The following is a 17,537-nucleotide window of genomic DNA, read 5'->3' as shown; positions in this document are numbered from 1 at the left end:
ACGTGAGCGAGTTTTGTATTATGGCACGAATTTGAATATATTCAAATTCATTCAATGGAGCGGGAGACGGGGATCGAACCCGCACCATCAGCTTGGAAGGCTGAGGTTCTACCATTGAACTACTCCCGCATCGGAAGCTCTTGCCACAACATGAAACTGGTGGAGGGAGGTGGATTCGAACCACCGAAGGCGTAAGCCAGCAGATTTACAGTCTGCCCCCGTTGGCCGCTTGGGTATCCCTCCTTACCACCCTGTCCCGTGGCGCCGAAGCGTTTTCGGTGTGGGGTGGAAGAGCCGTGAATTTTGGGGGTGAAGACTGGTTCTGTCAACACTCTTTTTCAACTTTTTCACAGCAATCGCAAATTCCGCCGCAACGACGGGCTATTGCGCGGGAAGCGGCAGCGCTTCGTCGGCAAAGATGGCCACGTGCGGCACGCCGTCGGCCCCGATCCAGCCGCGGTACATGCCCTGGGTGTTGAACGGCGTGGCCACGCGACCGTCGGCGGACAACACGATCGCCCCACCGTCGCCGCCCAGCGCGGGGATGCGCGCGTTGATCACCGCGCGTCCGGCCTCGGCCGGGCTCTGCTTGAGGTACTGCATGCGTGCGCAGATGTCGTAGGCGGCGGCGGTGCGGATGTAGTACTCGCCCCAGCCGGTGCCCGACACCGCGCACATGTCGTTGGCATAGGTGCCGGCGCCGATGATCGGCGAGTCGCCGACGCGGCCAAAGCGCTTGTTGGTCATRCCGCCGGTGGAGGTGCCGGCGGCCAGGTGTCCCTGCGCATCGAGCGCGATCGCACCGACGGTGCCGAAGTGGCGCGCGGTCTCCAGATCGGCATGGGCCTGGCCGCTGGCCTGTTCCTTGAGCGCTTTCTGCAGTTGCTGCCAGCGCTTCCCGGTGCGGAAGTAGGACGGATCGACCAGCGTGATGCCCTGGGTGGCGGCGAACGCTTCGGCGCCCTGCCCGACCATCATCACGTGCGGGGAATGCTGCATTACCGCCTCGGCCAGCAGGATCGGGTTGCGCACCCGCTGCACCCCAGCCACCGCACCGGCCTTGAGCGTGGCGCCATCCATCAGCGACGCATCCARTTCGTTGCGGCCATCGTGGGTGAACACCGCGCCCTTGCCCGCATTGAAGGTGGGATCGTCCTCGAGCACGGTGATGGCTGCGGTGACCGCGTCCAGTGCCGGCTTGCCCGCAGCCAGCACGGCATGGCCTTTCAACAGTGCCTGCTGGAGGGCGGCGCGCGCGGCTTTTTCCTCGGCCGGCGACAGATCCTTGCGCTCCACGCCGGCACCGCCATGAAGGACCAGCACCGGGCTGGCGGCGGTAGCCGCCAGCGGCATCGACAGGCACAGCGACAACAGCAACGCGGTTGGACGGGACATCGGCGGCACCGGCAGGTTGGGAAGGTCCATCATGGCCGCAGATGCGCGGCGCGGGTAGGCCTGTGCCCTGCCCAGCTGGACCTTGCGCGTGATCCGGGTATCGCTGCGGCCAACGGGTGCGCGCTACCGCAGCTGCAGGTGGCCGTCGCGGATGTCGGCGGTCATGCGGAAGGCCGCATCGTCCACGCCGAATCCATCCAGATGCAGCAGGCTGCCGCTGCCCACGCCGGTGACCGGGATCGCGTGGAAATCCAGCGGTTCACCATCGCGCAGGCGCTCGGCGGTATGCCGGGGCATCACCAGCCAGGCGTAGCCGTCGTCATTGCTGAGCACGCGCCCTCGCCCATCGGCCTCCACGCACAGCGCGGTGTCCTCGTCCACGCCGATGCCCACCATGTCATCACGCCCGGCCTGCAGAGCCGCCCGGGCAACGAAGACAATCAACCGGCCGAGCCGGTCACGCTTGCCGAAATGGGTGTCGGTGACCACGTTGGACAGGTACGGCAAGGTCAGGAAGTCGTTGTCCAGGGTGACCGCACTGCCCATCGGGTCGCGCAGCGCGCGTTCGGAGGTGACGCTGCCGCCGTCCAGGGCGCCGTAGCTGTACCCGCCAAGGATGGCCAACCCGGCACTGGTGCCGGCGATGGGGCGCCCGGCACGGACATGCGCGTTGAGCGCGGCATTGAGTGCGGTGCCTTTCCAGAAGCGGATGTAGCGGGACTGGTCGCCGCCGGCGATGAAGATCGCATCCGCCGCGGCCACCACCCGCAGCACGGCCGGGTCATCGGCGGCGCGGCGGCTGTCGAACACCAGGGTCTGCACCGAGGCGGCCCCTCCGATGCCGCGGTACAGGCGCTCCTGCAGGTCATCGGCGCCGGAGGCGCGCAGGATCACGACGCGGCCGTGCCCGGCCCGCTGCAGCCACCACTGGAACGCCTCGGGCACCCACTCCCCGCCTCCCATCAGCATCATCGCCGGTTCGGTATGCGCGGCCGGCGACGCGTCCAGGTCCCCGACCTCGTAGTAGCGATAACCGGGGTCCTGCAGCGATTGGGCATGGACCGGCGCAGCCAGGCCGACCGACAGCAGCCAGAGCAGGGGCGCGAGGGGGCGGAGAGCCTTGTGCACGCTGATCTCCCTGAACACATCGAGGGTGTAAACGCTTCCACTGTGTGCCAGAGAACATGGCAGTGGTCAACCCCGTAAAAAAGGCGTTAAATGCGCGCCGTCCATTCGCGAAATGTGAATGGGGGACAGGCCTCCCTCGAGGCCGACACTTTCTTCTCGAGAATTCTCATGCGTAAACAGGCGATGGCGTGGTCGATCCAGCTGGCGTTGATGGGTGTGGCCGCGACCGCGGGTGCCCAGACTTCCGCCCCCGGGGTGCAGCAACTGGACACGGTGCAGGTCACCGGGTCGCGCATTCCGCGTGCGCAGGTGGAGGGCCCGGCACCGGTGACGGTGATCACCGCCGAGCAGATCCAGGCCAGCGGCTTCACCAGCGTGCCCGATGTGCTGCGCTCGATGACCCAGAACGGGGGTGAGACCCAGAGCCAGCAGTCCTCCAGCGGCGCCGACTTCTCGCCCGGCGCGCAGCAGGTCGACCTGCGCGGGCTGGGCCCGAACCATACCCTGGTGCTGGTCAACGGCCGCCGCATCGCCGACTTCCCGATGCCGTTCCAGGGCCGCAGCAACTTCACCGACGTCTCCAACATCCCGATCGGGATGATCGAGCGGATCGAAGTGCTGACCGGCAGCGCCTCGGCGATCTACGGTTCGGACGCCATCGCCGGGGTGGTCAACTTCATCCTGAAGAAGCGCGTGGATGGCACGACCGTGGACATGCGCATGGGCACCACCACCGAAGGCGGTGGCGAGTCGTTCGACATCAGCCTGGCCAGCGGTTTCGATGCCGGTCGCTTCAGCGCGGTGTACAGCCTTGAGCTGCAGTCGCAGACGCCGCTGTGGGCCTATCAGCGCAGCCAGCAGGACGCCACCCAGGATGCGCCGACCGAGAGTGCGCGTGCCGCGCGCCGTGCCTACCTGCGCACCGACTACAACGATGATTACCTGGACCCGGGCCAGGCCACCTGCGATGCGCTGGCCGGGCAGAACCGTGGCAGCACCCGGTACGCCGAGCGCGCGCGCTACGGCTTCTACTGCGGCAGCGACACGTCCATCGGCTACGGCACCATCCTGAGCAAGCGCCGTGGCGTCAACGGCTATGCCTCGCTCAACTACGCCTTCGACAACGGGGCCAGTTGGTTTGCCGACGTGCAGATGGGCTACCACGACATCGCACTGATGCGCGATGTGACCCAGTGGGGCCGGATGGCTGCCGACGGCAACGAGGACGGCTACTTCTACAACCAGGCCACCGACCAGGTCGAGTTCTGGCAGCGTCAGTTCTCGCCGGAGGAAATGGGCGGGCTGCGCAACGGCATGATCCGCAGCACCCAGAAGACCTTCAGTGTCACCACCGGCTTCAAGGGCAGCCTGGACGCGAACTGGGATTACGAGGCCTCGCTGAGCCACTCGCAGTACCAGTCTTCGATCCGCTGGCCGCAGATCATCGCCGCCAAGGCCAACACGCTGTTCCTGGGCGAGCAGCTGGGCGAGTACACCGACGAGGATGACAACGTGTTCCCGGTATTCAACGCCGACCCGGCGCGCCTGTACCGGCCGCTGAGTCGCAGCGAATACGATTCGATCGCCGCCAAGACGACCTATACGCCGAAGTCGCGCACCGACACCGCCGCGCTGACCCTGACCAACGGCGCGCTGTTTGAACTCCCGGGCGGCAAGGCCGGTTTCGCCGCCACCGCCGAGTTCGGCAACCAGTCCTACGCGCTCAACCCCGATCCGCTGGCGACCGGGTACTACTACTACAGCTGGAAGGATTCGGACGGACACGGCAGCCGCAATCGCTGGGCCACGGCCGCCGAACTGCGCCTGCCGTTGCACGACACCCTCAACGTGAGCGTGGCCGGTCGCTACGACCAGTACCGCTATTCGGGCAACAGCATCGGCAAGGCGACCTGGAGTGGCGGCATCGAATGGCGCCCGATCGATACCCTGCTGGTGCGCGGCTCCTACGGCACCGCGTTCCGCGCGCCGGACCTGCACTACGTATACGCCGGCCCGGGCAATGACGAGACCAGCAACAACGACTACTACAACTGCCAGCTGGACCAGGCCGAGGACTGCTCGGACTACGAGGAAAACCTGATCCGCACCCGCGAGGGCAACCGCAATCTCGACCCGGAGACCAGCACCTCCTGGAGCGCCGGCCTGGTCTGGTCGCCGGCGATCGGCCTGGACCTGTCGGTGGACTGGTTCGACATCGACATGCGCAACCAGGTGCAGGACATGGACGTGGGCACCATCCTGCGCGATGAAGCGGCATGCCGGTTGGGCAACGCCGAGGCCGATTCGCCGACCTGCGTGGATGCGATCGGCCGGGTCACCCGCACCAGCGACGGCCGCCTCTACGGCGTGCACGTCAACCCGATCAACATCGCGCGCGAAACCACGCGTGGCATCGATGTGGGCCTGCGTTACCGGTTGAGCACCGGGCTGGGCGACTTCATCCTGAGCGGCAACCACACCTGGGTGAAGACGCACGACTTCCAGCAGTTCGAGGGTGATGTGGTCGAAGACCAGTTCGCGGTCAACAGCGGTTTCGACATCCCGCGCACCAAGACCAGCGCCAGCATCACCTGGGAGAAGGACGCCTGGTCGGCCACGGTCTACGGCTCGCGCCTGGGTCGGCTGCCGACCTACGACAGCTACGACCAGAGCGTCGACCCGGACAGCGGCGACAGCCCGTGGATCGGCGCCACCTACCGCTACAACGTGTCGCTGCAGTACCGCTTCGACGACCATTCGCGCCTGTCGCTGACGGTGGTCAACGTGGCCAACAAGATGCCGCCCAAGGACGTGACCTACACGCCCTACCCGTACTACGACGTGTCCTGGTTCGACACCGTCGGCCGTACGGTGAACCTGCAGTACACGCACAAGTTCGGCGGCACCGCGCTGTAAGCGGCGCCCTGCACGGAGCACTGRACGGGCCCGCCACTGTGCGGGCCCGTTCGTTTTCATCCAGCTGAACGGCGCCCGTGACGCGGTCGCGGCACGCCCGGTTTTAGGGATCGGCTGATGTGCGCGGGCGGCCACGCTTCCTAGCATGCGCGCATGCATCGTCTCCTGCCCCGACGTTCCACCCTCGACGCCCCGGTCGTAGCGGCCAACGTGCTGCTGCGCTGGTTGTCGCTGTGCGTGCTGTTCTGCCTGCTGGGCACGGCCGGGTTCTACCTGCTGGCGCAGCTCAGCGAGGACGTGTCGGTACATCGCCGCGACATGAACGCTGCCGCCTACCGGGCGCAGCTGTACTTCGACCATCGCGAAGCCCTGTTGAACTACCTGGTGGACTCGGTGGTGGAATCGCCGCTGCCCGCCGCCGCCCCGGCCCGGCCGGACGACGGCCAGGACAGCGAGGTACAGCGACTGCCGCTGGGGCCGGGCCGCGACGGCCGGCAGCTCAGCCTGCTGCTGTCCGCGCGCGCCGAGCAGACCCTGGCCGACTTCGGCGCGCGCCTGGTGCACGTGAGCAGCGATCCGCAGGCGCCACGCCAGTGGCTGCAGGGTCGGCACACGCCGGCAACACCCCCGCCGGCCGAGCTGACCGCGTCGGTACTGCGTGCGCATGCCGGCCGCGCCGCGCCCGGCACGGGCGTGTACTGGCTGCCGGCGAACCACCCCGGGGCCTCGATCTACCTGTACCGCGCAGCCGAAGAGGGCGCCGATCCGGCGCATTGGCTGGTGCTGGCGCTTGATCCAGCCGCGGTGGCGGACACGGTCTCCGGCAAAGACATCGGTGAGTTCCTGCTGCTCGACCAGCGCGGTCAGCCCGTGCTCTCCAGCCCTTCGGCCGAGCCGCCCACGACATGGCTGCGCGGCCAGCACGCAGATGCCTTCGCCTTCGTCTGGGCGCACGGGATACCCAAGGGGCTGGCTCTGGTGAAGAGCATCGGCCAGGACGGCTGGCGGCTCGTCTACCACCTTCCAGCGGCGCTGCTGCTGCGCGATATGGCCGTACACATCGCGGTGTCGCTGCTGGTATGCCTCGCCGCCATCGCGGCGTTGCGGTTGCTGATCCGACGCATCGACCGCCAGCTCATCCAGCCGGCACACCGCCAGCACCTGCGATTGCTGGAGAGCTTCGATTTCGGCAGCACGGTGATCGAGATGGCGCCGGTGGGCATGTGCGTGCTGCGCTGCCACGACGCCCGGGTGATGCTGGAAAACCAGCTCGCGCGGGACTGGTTGGGCAGTGATACCGGCACCGGCGACTGGACCGGGGCGTGGCGACGCACGGGCGACCTTGCCCAATGCACCGCGCGCAGCCGCCGCCCGGTCGACGTCACCACCGCCGATGGACGCCAGCTGCAGGTGCTGTACGCGGCCACGCGCTACCACGGTGACGACGTGCTGCTGTGCGTGTTCAACGACATCAGCCGGCACCGCCAGATCCAGGCGGCGTTGTCGGCGGCCAAGCAGGTGGCCGACGAGGCCAGCCAGGCCAAGAGCGCGTTCGTGGCTACCATGAGCCATGAGATCCGCACGCCGCTGTACGGCGTGCTGGGCACCCTCGAACTGCTGGGCAACACGACGCTGGATCCGCGCCAGGCCGAGTACCTGAAGACCATCCGGCACTCCTCGTCGGTGCTGCTGCAGTTGATCAGCGACATCCTGGATGTCTCCAAGATCGAATCGGGCCAGCTCACCTTGGCCACCACGGCGTTCTCGCCGCTGGACCTGGCCGAGACCACGCTGCGCGCCTACGCGGCCGCTGCGGCCCGCAAGCAGCTGCAGATGGTGGTCTGTACCGATCCGCGCCTGCCTGCGCAGCTCACCGGCGACGCCGACCGCATCCGCCAGGTGCTGGGCAACCTGCTCAGCAATGCGATCAAGTTCACCGACAGTGGCCGCGTCGTGCTGCGCGTCAAACTGATCGCCTGCGAGGGCGGCACCGCCACCGTCAGCTGGCAGGTCACCGACACCGGGATCGGGATCGCCGCGGCCGAACATGCGCGGCTGTTCGAGCCGTTCCGCCAGGCGGACGGCCCAGGCCGTTCGGACGGCACCGGCCTGGGGCTGTCGATCAGCGACCACCTCGTGCGGCTGATGAACGGCGACATGCGCCTGGTCAGCGAGCCCGGCCTGGGCAGCAGCTTCACCGTGATCCTGCCGCTGGGCGTGGATGCCGATGCATTGGGCGACGCCGGCGCCGATGGCCCGCGCCTGCTGTGCGACCCACCCGTGTACGTGCGCGCGGCCCTGGCCGAACTTGCCGACAGCGCCTGCCAATGGCTGCAGCGCTGGGGTGCCAGCGCGCGCCGTTACAGCACGGACATGCCTGTGCCGACGGAGCCGGGCGCGATCCTGGTCGACAGCGATCCGCGCGATGCGGTGCCGATCGCGTGGACCGGTCCGCGGGTGATCGCAACCGCCGACGCCGGCGACCCGTCCTGCGACGATCCGGCGCGACCGGATCAGCTGACGGTCACTACCCTCAGCATCCGCGCGATCGCCGATGCGGTGTTCCGCCTGCAGCATGGCAACCGGGCACCGGCGGTTTCGACGACGCCGGTCGTGCGTGCCGCGCTCGGCCTGCACGTGCTGATCGCCGAAGACAATCCGATCAATCGCCTGATCCTCAAGGAGCAGCTGGAAACCCTGGGCTGCAGCGTGGTCACCGCCTGCGACGGGCACGAGGCGCTGGCCTGCTGCACCGCCGAGGTGTTCGACGTGGTGCTGACCGACATCAACATGCCCGGCCTTGGCGGCCACGCGCTGGCCCGGCGGCTGCGCCAGCAGGGCCACGCGATGCCGGTGATCGGCGCCACCGCCAATGCCACCCCCGAAGAACGCGAGCGCTGCCTGGCCGGTGGCATGACCGACTACCTGGTGAAACCGATCGACATCGGCACCCTCCGCCATGCCCTGGGCGGACTGACCGCAGGAGCCCCGACGTGAGCAACCACCGTGTACTGATCCTCGAAGACCAGCCGTTCCAGCGCGGCTTCCTGGCCAACATGTTCAATGCCGCGCCCGGCATCGCCACCGACACCTGCGGCGATGCGGCGCATGCGGTGGAGATGTGCAACTGGCGCCGCTACGACCTGGTCGTGACCGACCTGATGATGCCGGGCGTGGATGGCATCCAGTTCATCCAGGCGCTGGCCGCGCAGCAGCACCGACCGATGCTGGCGCTGGTCAGCTCGGCCTCGCAACGGATGATGGCATCGGCACGGTTGATGGCCGAATCGCTGGGGATCACCGTGCTCGGCATCCTGCCCAAGCCGGTGTCCCCGGCCGATGTCGGCGAACTGCTGGCGCAACTTGACCACGCCAGCGCCGAGGCCCCCCCGCCGACCGCACCGGAGGAGGCTCCGATCCTGGCCAGCCGAGAGCGCCTGTGCGAGGCGATCGGCGACAGCCAGATCACCGCGTGGTTCCAGCCGAAGAAGTCGCTGGATTCAGGATTGGTGGTGGCCGCCGAAGCACTGGTGCGCTGGCGCCATCCCGAGCACGGCACGCTGCAGGCCGGTCGCTTCCTGCCGCTGATCGAACAGCATGGGCTGGAACCGGCGCTGCTGCGCCACATCCTCAAGGCCAGCGTGCAGGCCCAGGCGCGCTGGCGCGAACAGGGCTTCCGCATCCCGGTGTCGATCAACCTGCCACCCCACCTGCTCGAGCGCAGCAGCCTGCCCGACGAACTGCTGGAGCTGACCCTCAAGCACGGCGGCATTCCCGCGGATCTGTGCTTCGAACTGATGGAGAGCAGCACCACCCACCATGTCAGCGATTACTACGCCGGGGCCTGCCGGTTGCGCATGAAGGGCTTCGGACTGGCCCAGGATGATTTCGGCCAAGGCCTCAGTTCGGTGCACAATCTGGTCAGCACGCCCTTCACCGAGGTCAAGATCGACCGGGCACTGGTCCGCGGCTGCGCACGCGATCCGGCGCTGCACAGCGCGCTGGCCACGGTCATCGCACTGGGCAGCAAGCTGGGGCTGAACATCGTCGCCGAGGGTGTGGAAACCGATGCCGAGCTGGCCACCCTGCGCAGGCTGGGCTGCAACCAGGTCCAGGGTTTCCTGATTTCGCGCGCGATTCCCGCCGAAACCTTCGGTGCGTTGCTGGACCAGGAAAAGGCCGCACACCGGCACACCGAACTGGGCCACCCGGACACCCTCGCCACGCGCTGAGCTCTCACCGGCCAGCATTCACCATGCCATCCAGCGCGGCCCCGCACCCTTGTGCATCGGTTCACAACGGTTGACGATCGCAGGCACGCGGCATCGCGCGGCACCCAGCGCGTCGTTGCCACCATCACAAGGGGATCCCATGCCCGAGGCCGCACCCATCCGCCAGCTCGCCCGCCGTTCGCTGCGCGTGCATGCGCTGTTGATCGGCGTGATCGTCCTGGCCACGATCCAGGCCGGGTTGGTGCTGTCCACCACCCTTCAGCTGCTGCGGGAAGAACAGGACAAGATCGATTTCCACTTCCGCCGCCTGGATGGCGCACTGCAGGAACAGGAGCGCTTCATGCGGCGCTGGCGCGCCCATGATCACGAGCGCGCAGCGTTGCCCGGCGGTCCACCAGGAACGGTCCGCAGCCAGCCACTGTCGGGCAACGTGGAGCTGGCCAACCCGGCGCGGGCCTACATCCCGTTCTCGGTACTGCATGACCAGGCGCCACCGCCACACACGGCATCGGCGCTGGGCGTGCGATTCTCCGGCTTCTACGGCGCGTTCTGGGCCGAATCGCTGTATCCCTCACCGCGCTGCCTGCTGGTCAGCGGCGAAGGGACGGCCGGATTGCTGGTGCCGCTCACGGTGGACGATATCGACCCGGTGCGGCCGGCCTCGGCACCGATGCAGGCGCTGCTGCGCTACATCCACGCGGTGGCGGCCAGTGTCTCGCTGCAACGCGGCGATGTGCGCTGGTTCGAGCGCGATCCCGGCGATGGCAACAACCGCCTGCTGTCGATCGCACAGGCACCGCGGGACATCGACGCGTGGGGCGATACGGACGCCCGGGCCATGCCGGCGATCGCCTGCCTGCTGGACCTGTCGCGCCTGGACGAGCGTCGTCAGCTGCTGGGCGAGACGATCTACGACCAGCTGTCCATCATCGACCCGAACGGTCGACTGGTGCACGGCCCCCACCTGGAGGGCGGCGGCGCGCAGCGCAGCTTTACCCGTGACGGGGTGATCTACCGCATGCGAACCAACGACGGCTGGCAGGCCGTGTACCAGGTGCGCTGGGCGCGCCTGCTCAGCCATCCCCGCGGGCCGCTGATCGGCAGCGTGATTGCCGCGATGCTGCTGGCGCTGGGCGGCGTGCTGGTGCTGCGCAGCTATCGACGCTCGGTTCTGGTCCCGCTGCGCGAGAACCATGAGCGTCTGCTGGAAAGCGAAGCGTTCAGCCGCACCGTGCTTGACGCAGCCCCCATCGGTCTGTGTCTGCTGCGCCAGCGCGACGGGCAGGTGATCCTGGAGAACGCCCTGGCACGCAACTGGCTGGGAGAGCATCCTGACGCACCTGGCTGGCATGGTGGGTGGCGCGATGATGCGTCGGCCGACGCCAATACCCAGGGCCCTGCCACGCGGCCCTACACCACGCCCGACGGACGCCATCTGCTGGTGACCGTCACCCCCGCGCGCTACCGCGGCGAGCCGGTGATGCTGTGCCTGTTCATCGACCTCACCGCCCAGCACGACGCCGAACTGGTGCTGCAGCAGGCGCGCGTGGCCGCCGACCAGGCCAACCGGGCCAAAAGCCTGTTCCTGGCGACGATGAGCCATGAGATCCGCACGCCGCTGTATGGCGTACTGGGCACACTGGAGCTGCTCGGACTGACCCCACTGGACAGCCGACAGCAGGAGTACGTGGGCACGATCCAACGCTCGTCGTCGACCCTGATGCAGTTGATCAGCGACATCCTCGACGTGTCCAAGGCAGAGGCCGGGCAGCTGGCGCTGGAGCCGGTCGCGTTCTGTCCGGCGGGATTGACCGAAGAGGTATTGCGCTCGTATGCCGGTTCGGCCACGCGCAGGCGGCTGCAGCTGTATGCGTGCATCGACGGCACTGTTCCGGCGCTGGTGATCGGCGATGCCGCGCGCATCCGACAAGTGCTCAACAACCTCATCAGCAACGCGATCAAGTTCACCGATGCCGGCCGTATCGTCGTGCGCCTGCGCGGGGTGGAAGCGGCGGGGGAATTGCCGCGACTGAGCTGGCAGGTGGCCGACACCGGCATCGGTATCCAGCAGGAGCACCAGGCACGACTGTTCGAGCCGTTCTACCAGGCCAACCCGGGCACCGATGCGATGCGCGGCACCGGCCTGGGGCTGGCGATCAGCGCGCATCTGGTGCAGTTGATGGGGGGCGAACTGCGCGTGGTCAGCGACAGCGGGCTGGGCAGCAGTTTCAGCTTTGAACTGCCGCTGGCCGAAAGCCCCGACCTGGCCGAGCAGCGTCCAGCGTTCGGCCAGCGCGTGGCGGTCTACGTGCGCTCGCCATCGCGGGAACTGGCCGACAACCTGTGCGAGCGCCTGCGCCAGCGCGGCGCCGCCGCGCAGGTCTACCACAGCGAATCGGCACAGAACTTCAGCGCACACACCCCCTTGCTGGATGTGCTGCTGGACGAGCCCGATCCGGGCTGGGCCGGGCCGCACGTGGTGGCCAGAACCGWCGGCGGTGACCATCCCGAGCGGATCGACGGGCGCTGGGTGGTGTCCATGCACAACCTGGATGCCATGGTGGATGCGCTGCTGATGGCCGCAGGTGGGGATGCGCCACGGCAGGCGCCGACGGCGGCGCCGCAGTTCCGTCGCCTTGGCCTGCACGTGCTGGTCGCCGAGGACAATCCGATCAACCAGATGATCCTGCGCGAACAGCTGGAACAGTTGGGCTGCCACGCCGTGGTGGCCAGCGATGGCGACGAAGCGCTGGGCTACTGGTCACAGCGTCGCTTCGACGCGGTGCTCACCGACGTCAACATGCCGCACATCGATGGGTATGCCCTCACCCGCCGGTTGCGCGCAGACGGCGTGCGTGTACCCATCATCGGTGCCACCGCCAACGCCGCGCCGGAAGAGCGCGAGCGCTGCCGCAGCGCCGGCATGGACAGCTGCCTGGTCAAGCCGATTTCGCTGCAGGCGCTGTACCGCCAGCTCAGTGGGTTGACCAAACCGGTGGCCCCTGCCGGAGTGGACCTTTCACCGACCCGCGATGTGCCAGTCGATACGATCGTGGTCTCCGATCACCTGCGCGACCTGTTCCTGACCACCATGCGCAGCGACCTGCAGGGCCTGTCGGCAGCGGTTGAAAGCGGCCAGGCCAACGAGATCCGGCAGATGCTGCATCGCATCCGCGGGGCGTTGGTGATGGTTTCGGCGCAACGCCTGGTCGACGTTGCCCAGGTGATCGAAGATAGAATCGCCGCCGGCGCGACGGTGGCGGCGTGCAGCGCAGCAGCGCAGGCCTTCCTGATCGAACTGGAACGCGCGCTGGTGCGGCTGGAACGCTCGCCACCGGAGGCCACCGATGTCCCCTGAGTTTTGCTCCTGCCGGTGCCGAGAACACGCATGAAGACCAAGATCGTCATTGCCGATGACCACCCGATCGTGCTGGCCGGCATCTCCGATGTCATCGACCGCGACCCGCGCCTGGAGGTGGTCGGCCAGGCACAGAGTCCGGCGGCACTGGTCGAGTTGATGCAGACGCTGGCACCGGACATCGTCATCACCGACTACAACATGCCCGGCGATGACGCCCTCGGCGATGGCATCAAGCTGATCTCCTACCTGCTGCGCAATTTTCCCGATGTCCAGGTGTTGATCCTGACCATGGTCTCCAATCCCTCGATCATCGCCGAGATGTACCGGGCCGGCGCCAGCGGCGTGGTACGCAAGAGTGGGGATCTGAAGGAACTCAACGTCGCGCTGTCTGCGGTGCTGGCCCAGCGCGTGTACCGCTCGCCGGACCTGCCGCGCGAGGAGGCCCTGCCGGGGGCCGGTGATGCCTCCTCGGCCTCGCTGCTGTCGCCACGCGAGTTCGAGGTGATCCGGCTGTTCGCCAACGGCCAGAGCGTGGGCGACATCGCCAGACGACTGAACCGCAGCAGCAAGACCGTCAGCACCCAGAAGGTCAACGCGATGCGCAAGCTGGGCGCCAAGACCGACCAGGAACTGATCACCTTCTGCCTGGCATCGGACCTGTTCACCTGAGCAGGCGCGCGGCCTGCCCGAGGCCGGCGGATACCGCGCCTGCCTGTCGCATTCGCTGACTGCCGGCCCAACCACGCTGCCGGCATCGGCGTACTTTAGGGATCGCCTGATGTCTCCGGTGGCAGTCACTGCCTAGCCTGTGCTTACCGGCTGCGCAGTGGTCGCGCCGGTACGGCTTCAAGGACGCCCCTGATGCACGCCCCGGCGTGTCGTGGCGATGGCGCTGCCATCCGCCCCCCTCCCCCGCGCCTTGTCGCCATGCGGCGTTGCCGGCCTGTGCCGGTGACGCCGCAACGGTGGTCGCCGGATGGCGATCGACATGGTCTGCAGATCCGTCTGGCGTACGCCGGACGGCTGCCTTGCGACGAGAAAAACCAGGATGAACAGAATCTACCGATTGGTGCGGGACCCCGTGAATGGACGCTGCAAGGTGGTGTCCGAACTTGCGCGGCAGCGTGGCACGGTGTCCATGACCACGCGCGCGGTCCGCGCCGGACTGCCGACCCGGATCGCGCTCGGTGCGGCACTGCTGGCGGCGCTGCCGGCCAGCGCGCTGGATTACACCGTGCCGATCACCGTCAACGCAGGCGAGTCGCTCGACCTGGCCAGCGGTGACAGCGTGCTGCACACCGGCAGCAGCTACGCGGTGACCGTAACGGGTCAGGACGCTACGCTGCACGCCACCGACCTGGACCTGGGCGTTACCGGCAACGGCAGCGGCATCGGCGCCATGTCCGGCGGCAGCGTGCAGATCGAGGGCGGCCACATCCAGCTCGGCGACGGCAGCGCCAGCGTCGGCTATGCCTTGAATGCCAGCGGCGCGGGCAGCGTGATCCGCGCCAACAACCTGGTCATCGATGCATATCGCAACGGCTCCGGCTACGGCACGGTCAATGCCACCGGCGGCGGCAAGGTCTGGCTGACCGGCGGCCGCGTCAGCAGTGGCGGGCATGCGCTGTACGCCACCGGCAGCGGTAGCGAGCTGCACGTGACCGGCACCGAAATCAACAACGGTGGCGACAGCGCCGTGTCTGCCGAGGGCGGCGCGCTGCTGGCGATGGAAGCGCTGCAGCTTACCTTTGCCTCGGGCAACAGCGGCTACAGCGGTCGGCTGTCCTCCAACGGCGTGGGCAGTGTGCTGTCGCTGACCGATGTCGATGTGGTCAATGGCTACTTCGACATCAACAACGGCGGCCTGCTGCGCATCAACGGCGGTAGCGCCACCACCAACGGCGGCAGCATCCGCCTGCTCGGCAATCGGGCCAACGGGATTCACGCATCGGCCGAGGTGACCGGCGGAACGTTCGATACCACCGGCGGCTACGGCGTCAACGTCAACGAATGGGGCCAGCTCACCGCCAACGGCGCACATTTCACCGTGCGCGATGGCCAGTCCGGGCTGTGGTTGTCCAGCGCCGCCTCGTTGGCCGATCTGACCGATACGGTGATCAGCACCTATGGCACCAACGGCTACGGCCATGGCGTGGACGTCTGGGGCGGCACCGCGACAATGACCGGCGGCAGCATCGACACACACGGTGACGGCGTCTACGGCCTGCGTGCGTCGGGCAGCAACCCGCCCACGCCATACTCGCGCATCCGCGCCAACGATCTGGACATCACCACCTACGGCAACGGCGGTGGCGGCGTGTTCCTGGGCGGCAGCACGGCCGACGTGCAGCTCGATGGCGGCCATATCACCGTGCTGGGCGATGCAGCGTTCGGCATCGTGCAGATGAACACCGCACAGCTCACCGCGGACAATCTGGGCATTCATGCCAAGGGCGCAGGCAGCGGTGCGTACCGCTCCTACATCACCGTGTTCGGCCCGTACTGGGACCGCCTGACCTTCAACAACAGCCAGTTGCAGACCGAAGACGGCCCCGCGCTGTGGTTGCAGGGCAGCAATCATGCGCTGACGCTCAACAACACCGACGTGGTTGCCCGCCAGGCCGGCAGCGTGGACGGTGGCCGGCTGTTGCGGGTCAGCGATACCGTGTTCACCGATGGCAGCTCGGTGGCGACCTCGGACATTCTCTTCAGCGCCGACAACAGCCGCCTGACCGGCGATGTGGTGGTGGACAGCGCCACCGCCAACGTGCAGATGGCGCTGGCCAACGCCAGCGTGCTGACCGGCGCGCTGCGCGGCGACAGCGGCTTCCACGTGGCGTCGCTGTCGCTGGATGACAGCAGCCGCTGGAACCTGCGCGGCGATTCCACCGTGGGGACGCTGCAGCATGGCGGAACGATCGCGTTCGTCGCACCCACGCGGGGCGACTTCAAGACCTTGACCATTACCGGCGACTACGTTGGCAATGGCGGCACGTGGGTGATGAATCGCCAGCTTGGCGATGATGGCTCGGCCGGCGATGCGCTGGTGATCCAGGGCAACAGCAGCGGCACCGCGAACGTGCGGGTGGACAATGCCGGCGGCGCCGGCGCGCTCACCAGCGAAGGCATCCGCCTGATCAGCGTGGCCGGCCAGTCCGACGCGCAGTTCACGCTGCAGGGGCGCGCCGTGGCCGGTGCCTACGACTACTTCCTGTACAAGGGCGGGGTGAGTACGCCGGATGACGGCAACTGGTACCTGCGCTCGGAATATGTGGCGCCGGTGGACCCGGTGGAGCCCGTAGATCCCGTAGATCCCATAGATCCCGTGGAGCCGGTGGAACCTGTAGATCCGATCGACCCGGTGGATCCGGCCACTCCCGATCCCGGCCAGCCGGTCGACCCGGTCGACCCGATCGATCCGGTGGATCCGGTGGATCCGGGCCCCAAGGTCGAACGCCCGGAGCCTGCCATCTACCTGGCCAACCAGTCCGCCGCCCTGCGCATGTTCCAGCACAGCCTGCATGACCGTGCCGGCGATCCGGGCACCCGTGTCCACGCCGAGGATGCAACCGGCGCGCTGGCCTGGGCAAACGTACGCAGCAGCAACCTGGAACGGCACGCCGCCGGCGAGCAGGTCCGCGTGGACAGCCGCGTAGACAGCGTCATGGTCGGCATTGGACATGCGCTGGCCGCCAACGTGGGCGGCCAGCTGCAGCTGGGGCTGATGGGTGGCCATGGCCGCGCCAGCAGTGATGCCGTATCAACGGTGACCGGCTACGCCGCGCGCGGCGTGGTCACCGGCACCACCCTTGGCCTGTATGGCACCTGGTTGCAGGACGCGGACATGCAACAGGGTGCGTATGTGGACAGCTGGGTGCAGTACAGCCGCTTCCGCAACCGCGTGCAGGGCGAAGGCCTGGCCGAGGAACGCTACCGTTCGCGCAACTGGAGCGGTTCGGTGGAAGCCGGCTACGTGTTGCCGCTGCAGCGCACTGCCGATCGCGGCCTGTACCTGGAACCGCAGCTGCAGGTCGTCCACAACCGTTACGACGCCGACAACGTGGTCGAAGCCAATGGCACCGCCGTGGAGAGCCGTCGCGCCGGCGGTACCAGTACCCGGCTGGGCGCACGCCTGTACACCCGCGCACTGACGCCAAAACAAGGCGATGTGCATCCGTTCGTCGCGGTCAACTGGTGGTCCGGTGGCAACGCGTCGGCGATCGCGGTCGACGACGTGTCGATCCGCCGCGACCTGCCCGACGACATCTACGAGGCCAAGGCAGGCGTGCAGGTGAACTTCGCCGGCGGCTGGCGCGGCTGGGGCCAGCTAGTGCACCAAACCGGCAGTCAGGGCTACCGCGATACCAGCGCGCAGCTCGGCGTTTCCTACAGCTGGTGACGGCGTGCCCGCTTCCGGTCGTAGGGCCGGAAACGGGCGCCACCGGTAGCGCCGGCCGCTGGCCGGCGCCACGCAACGCCGAACACACCCCWGCACGCATGTGGCT

At 67.8% G+C, this 17,537-nt stretch carries 8 protein-coding genes and 2 tRNA genes; 6 read left to right on the top strand and 4 right to left on the bottom strand.

Features of this window, described 5'->3' with window-relative positions; translation table 11 throughout:
* Positions 1-55: 55 nt before the first annotated feature.
* The 4 genes from AC1DQP_RS05940 to AC1DQP_RS05925 all read right to left on the bottom strand — a co-directional run bounded on the left by AC1DQP_RS05940 (position 56) and on the right by AC1DQP_RS05925 (position 2,523).
* Positions 56-129 (bottom strand) — tRNA-Gly (locus AC1DQP_RS05940).
* Between the two features lie 28 nt (positions 130-157).
* A tRNA-Tyr gene (locus tag AC1DQP_RS05935) sits at positions 158-243 on the bottom strand.
* A 138-nt stretch (positions 244-381) separates the two neighbouring features.
* Entirely contained in the window at positions 382-1,395 is a 1,014-nt protein-coding gene (locus AC1DQP_RS05930) for an isoaspartyl peptidase/L-asparaginase family protein (protein WP_457321343.1), read from the bottom strand.
* 123 nt (positions 1,396-1,518) lie between these two features.
* On the bottom strand, positions 1,519-2,523 hold the full coding sequence (locus tag AC1DQP_RS05925; protein WP_457321345.1) for a cyanophycinase: 1,005 nt from the start codon (positions 2,521-2,523) through the stop codon (positions 1,519-1,521).
* A 168-nt stretch (positions 2,524-2,691) separates the two neighbouring features.
* Between AC1DQP_RS05925 and AC1DQP_RS05920 the strand changes: the two genes are divergently transcribed.
* From AC1DQP_RS05920 to AC1DQP_RS05895, 6 genes are all read left to right on the top strand, one after another.
* Positions 2,692-5,439, top strand: a complete 2,748-nt coding sequence (locus tag AC1DQP_RS05920) for a TonB-dependent receptor plug domain-containing protein (RefSeq protein WP_478051253.1) — start codon at positions 2,692-2,694, stop codon at positions 5,437-5,439.
* 153 nt (positions 5,440-5,592) lie between these two features.
* Entirely contained in the window at positions 5,593-8,436 is a 2,844-nt protein-coding gene (locus AC1DQP_RS05915; RefSeq protein WP_478051252.1) for a response regulator, read from the top strand.
* Complete coding sequence (locus tag AC1DQP_RS05910) at positions 8,433-9,671, top strand: EAL domain-containing response regulator (protein ID WP_457319208.1); 1,239 nt, start codon at positions 8,433-8,435, stop codon at positions 9,669-9,671. The genes AC1DQP_RS05915 and AC1DQP_RS05910 overlap by 4 nt, the downstream gene beginning before the upstream one ends.
* A 139-nt stretch (positions 9,672-9,810) precedes the next feature.
* Positions 9,811-13,029: a hybrid sensor histidine kinase/response regulator gene (locus AC1DQP_RS05905; protein ID WP_478051251.1), complete on the top strand. Its 3,219-nt coding sequence runs from the start codon at positions 9,811-9,813 to the stop codon at positions 13,027-13,029.
* Positions 13,030-13,059: 30 nt separating this feature from the next.
* A complete protein-coding gene (locus AC1DQP_RS05900) occupies positions 13,060-13,701 on the top strand; it encodes a response regulator (protein WP_256775006.1) in 642 nt (213 codons plus the stop codon).
* A 430-nt stretch (positions 13,702-14,131) separates the two neighbouring features.
* Entirely contained in the window at positions 14,132-17,431 is a 3,300-nt protein-coding gene (locus tag AC1DQP_RS05895; RefSeq protein ID WP_478051250.1) for an autotransporter outer membrane beta-barrel domain-containing protein, read from the top strand.
* The last annotated feature ends 106 nt before the right edge of the window (positions 17,432-17,537 follow it).

The sequence above is a fragment of the Stenotrophomonas sp. P5_A8 genome (assembly GCF_056400545.1).
Note: the sequence above shows the minus strand (reverse complement) of the source record. Positions and strands in the feature narration are given on the sequence as shown.

Excerpts from the sequence above, each read along its gene's own strand:
- AC1DQP_RS05920 (WP_478051253.1), top strand. The coding sequence starts at position 2,692 with ATGCGTAAACAGGCGATGGCGTGGTCGATCCAGCTGGCGTTGATGGGT.
- AC1DQP_RS05915 (WP_478051252.1), top strand. The coding sequence starts at position 5,593 with ATGCATCGTCTCCTGCCCCGACGTTCCACCCTCGACGCCCCGGTCGTA.
- AC1DQP_RS05900 (WP_256775006.1), top strand. The coding sequence starts at position 13,060 with ATGAAGACCAAGATCGTCATTGCCGATGACCACCCGATCGTGCTGGCC.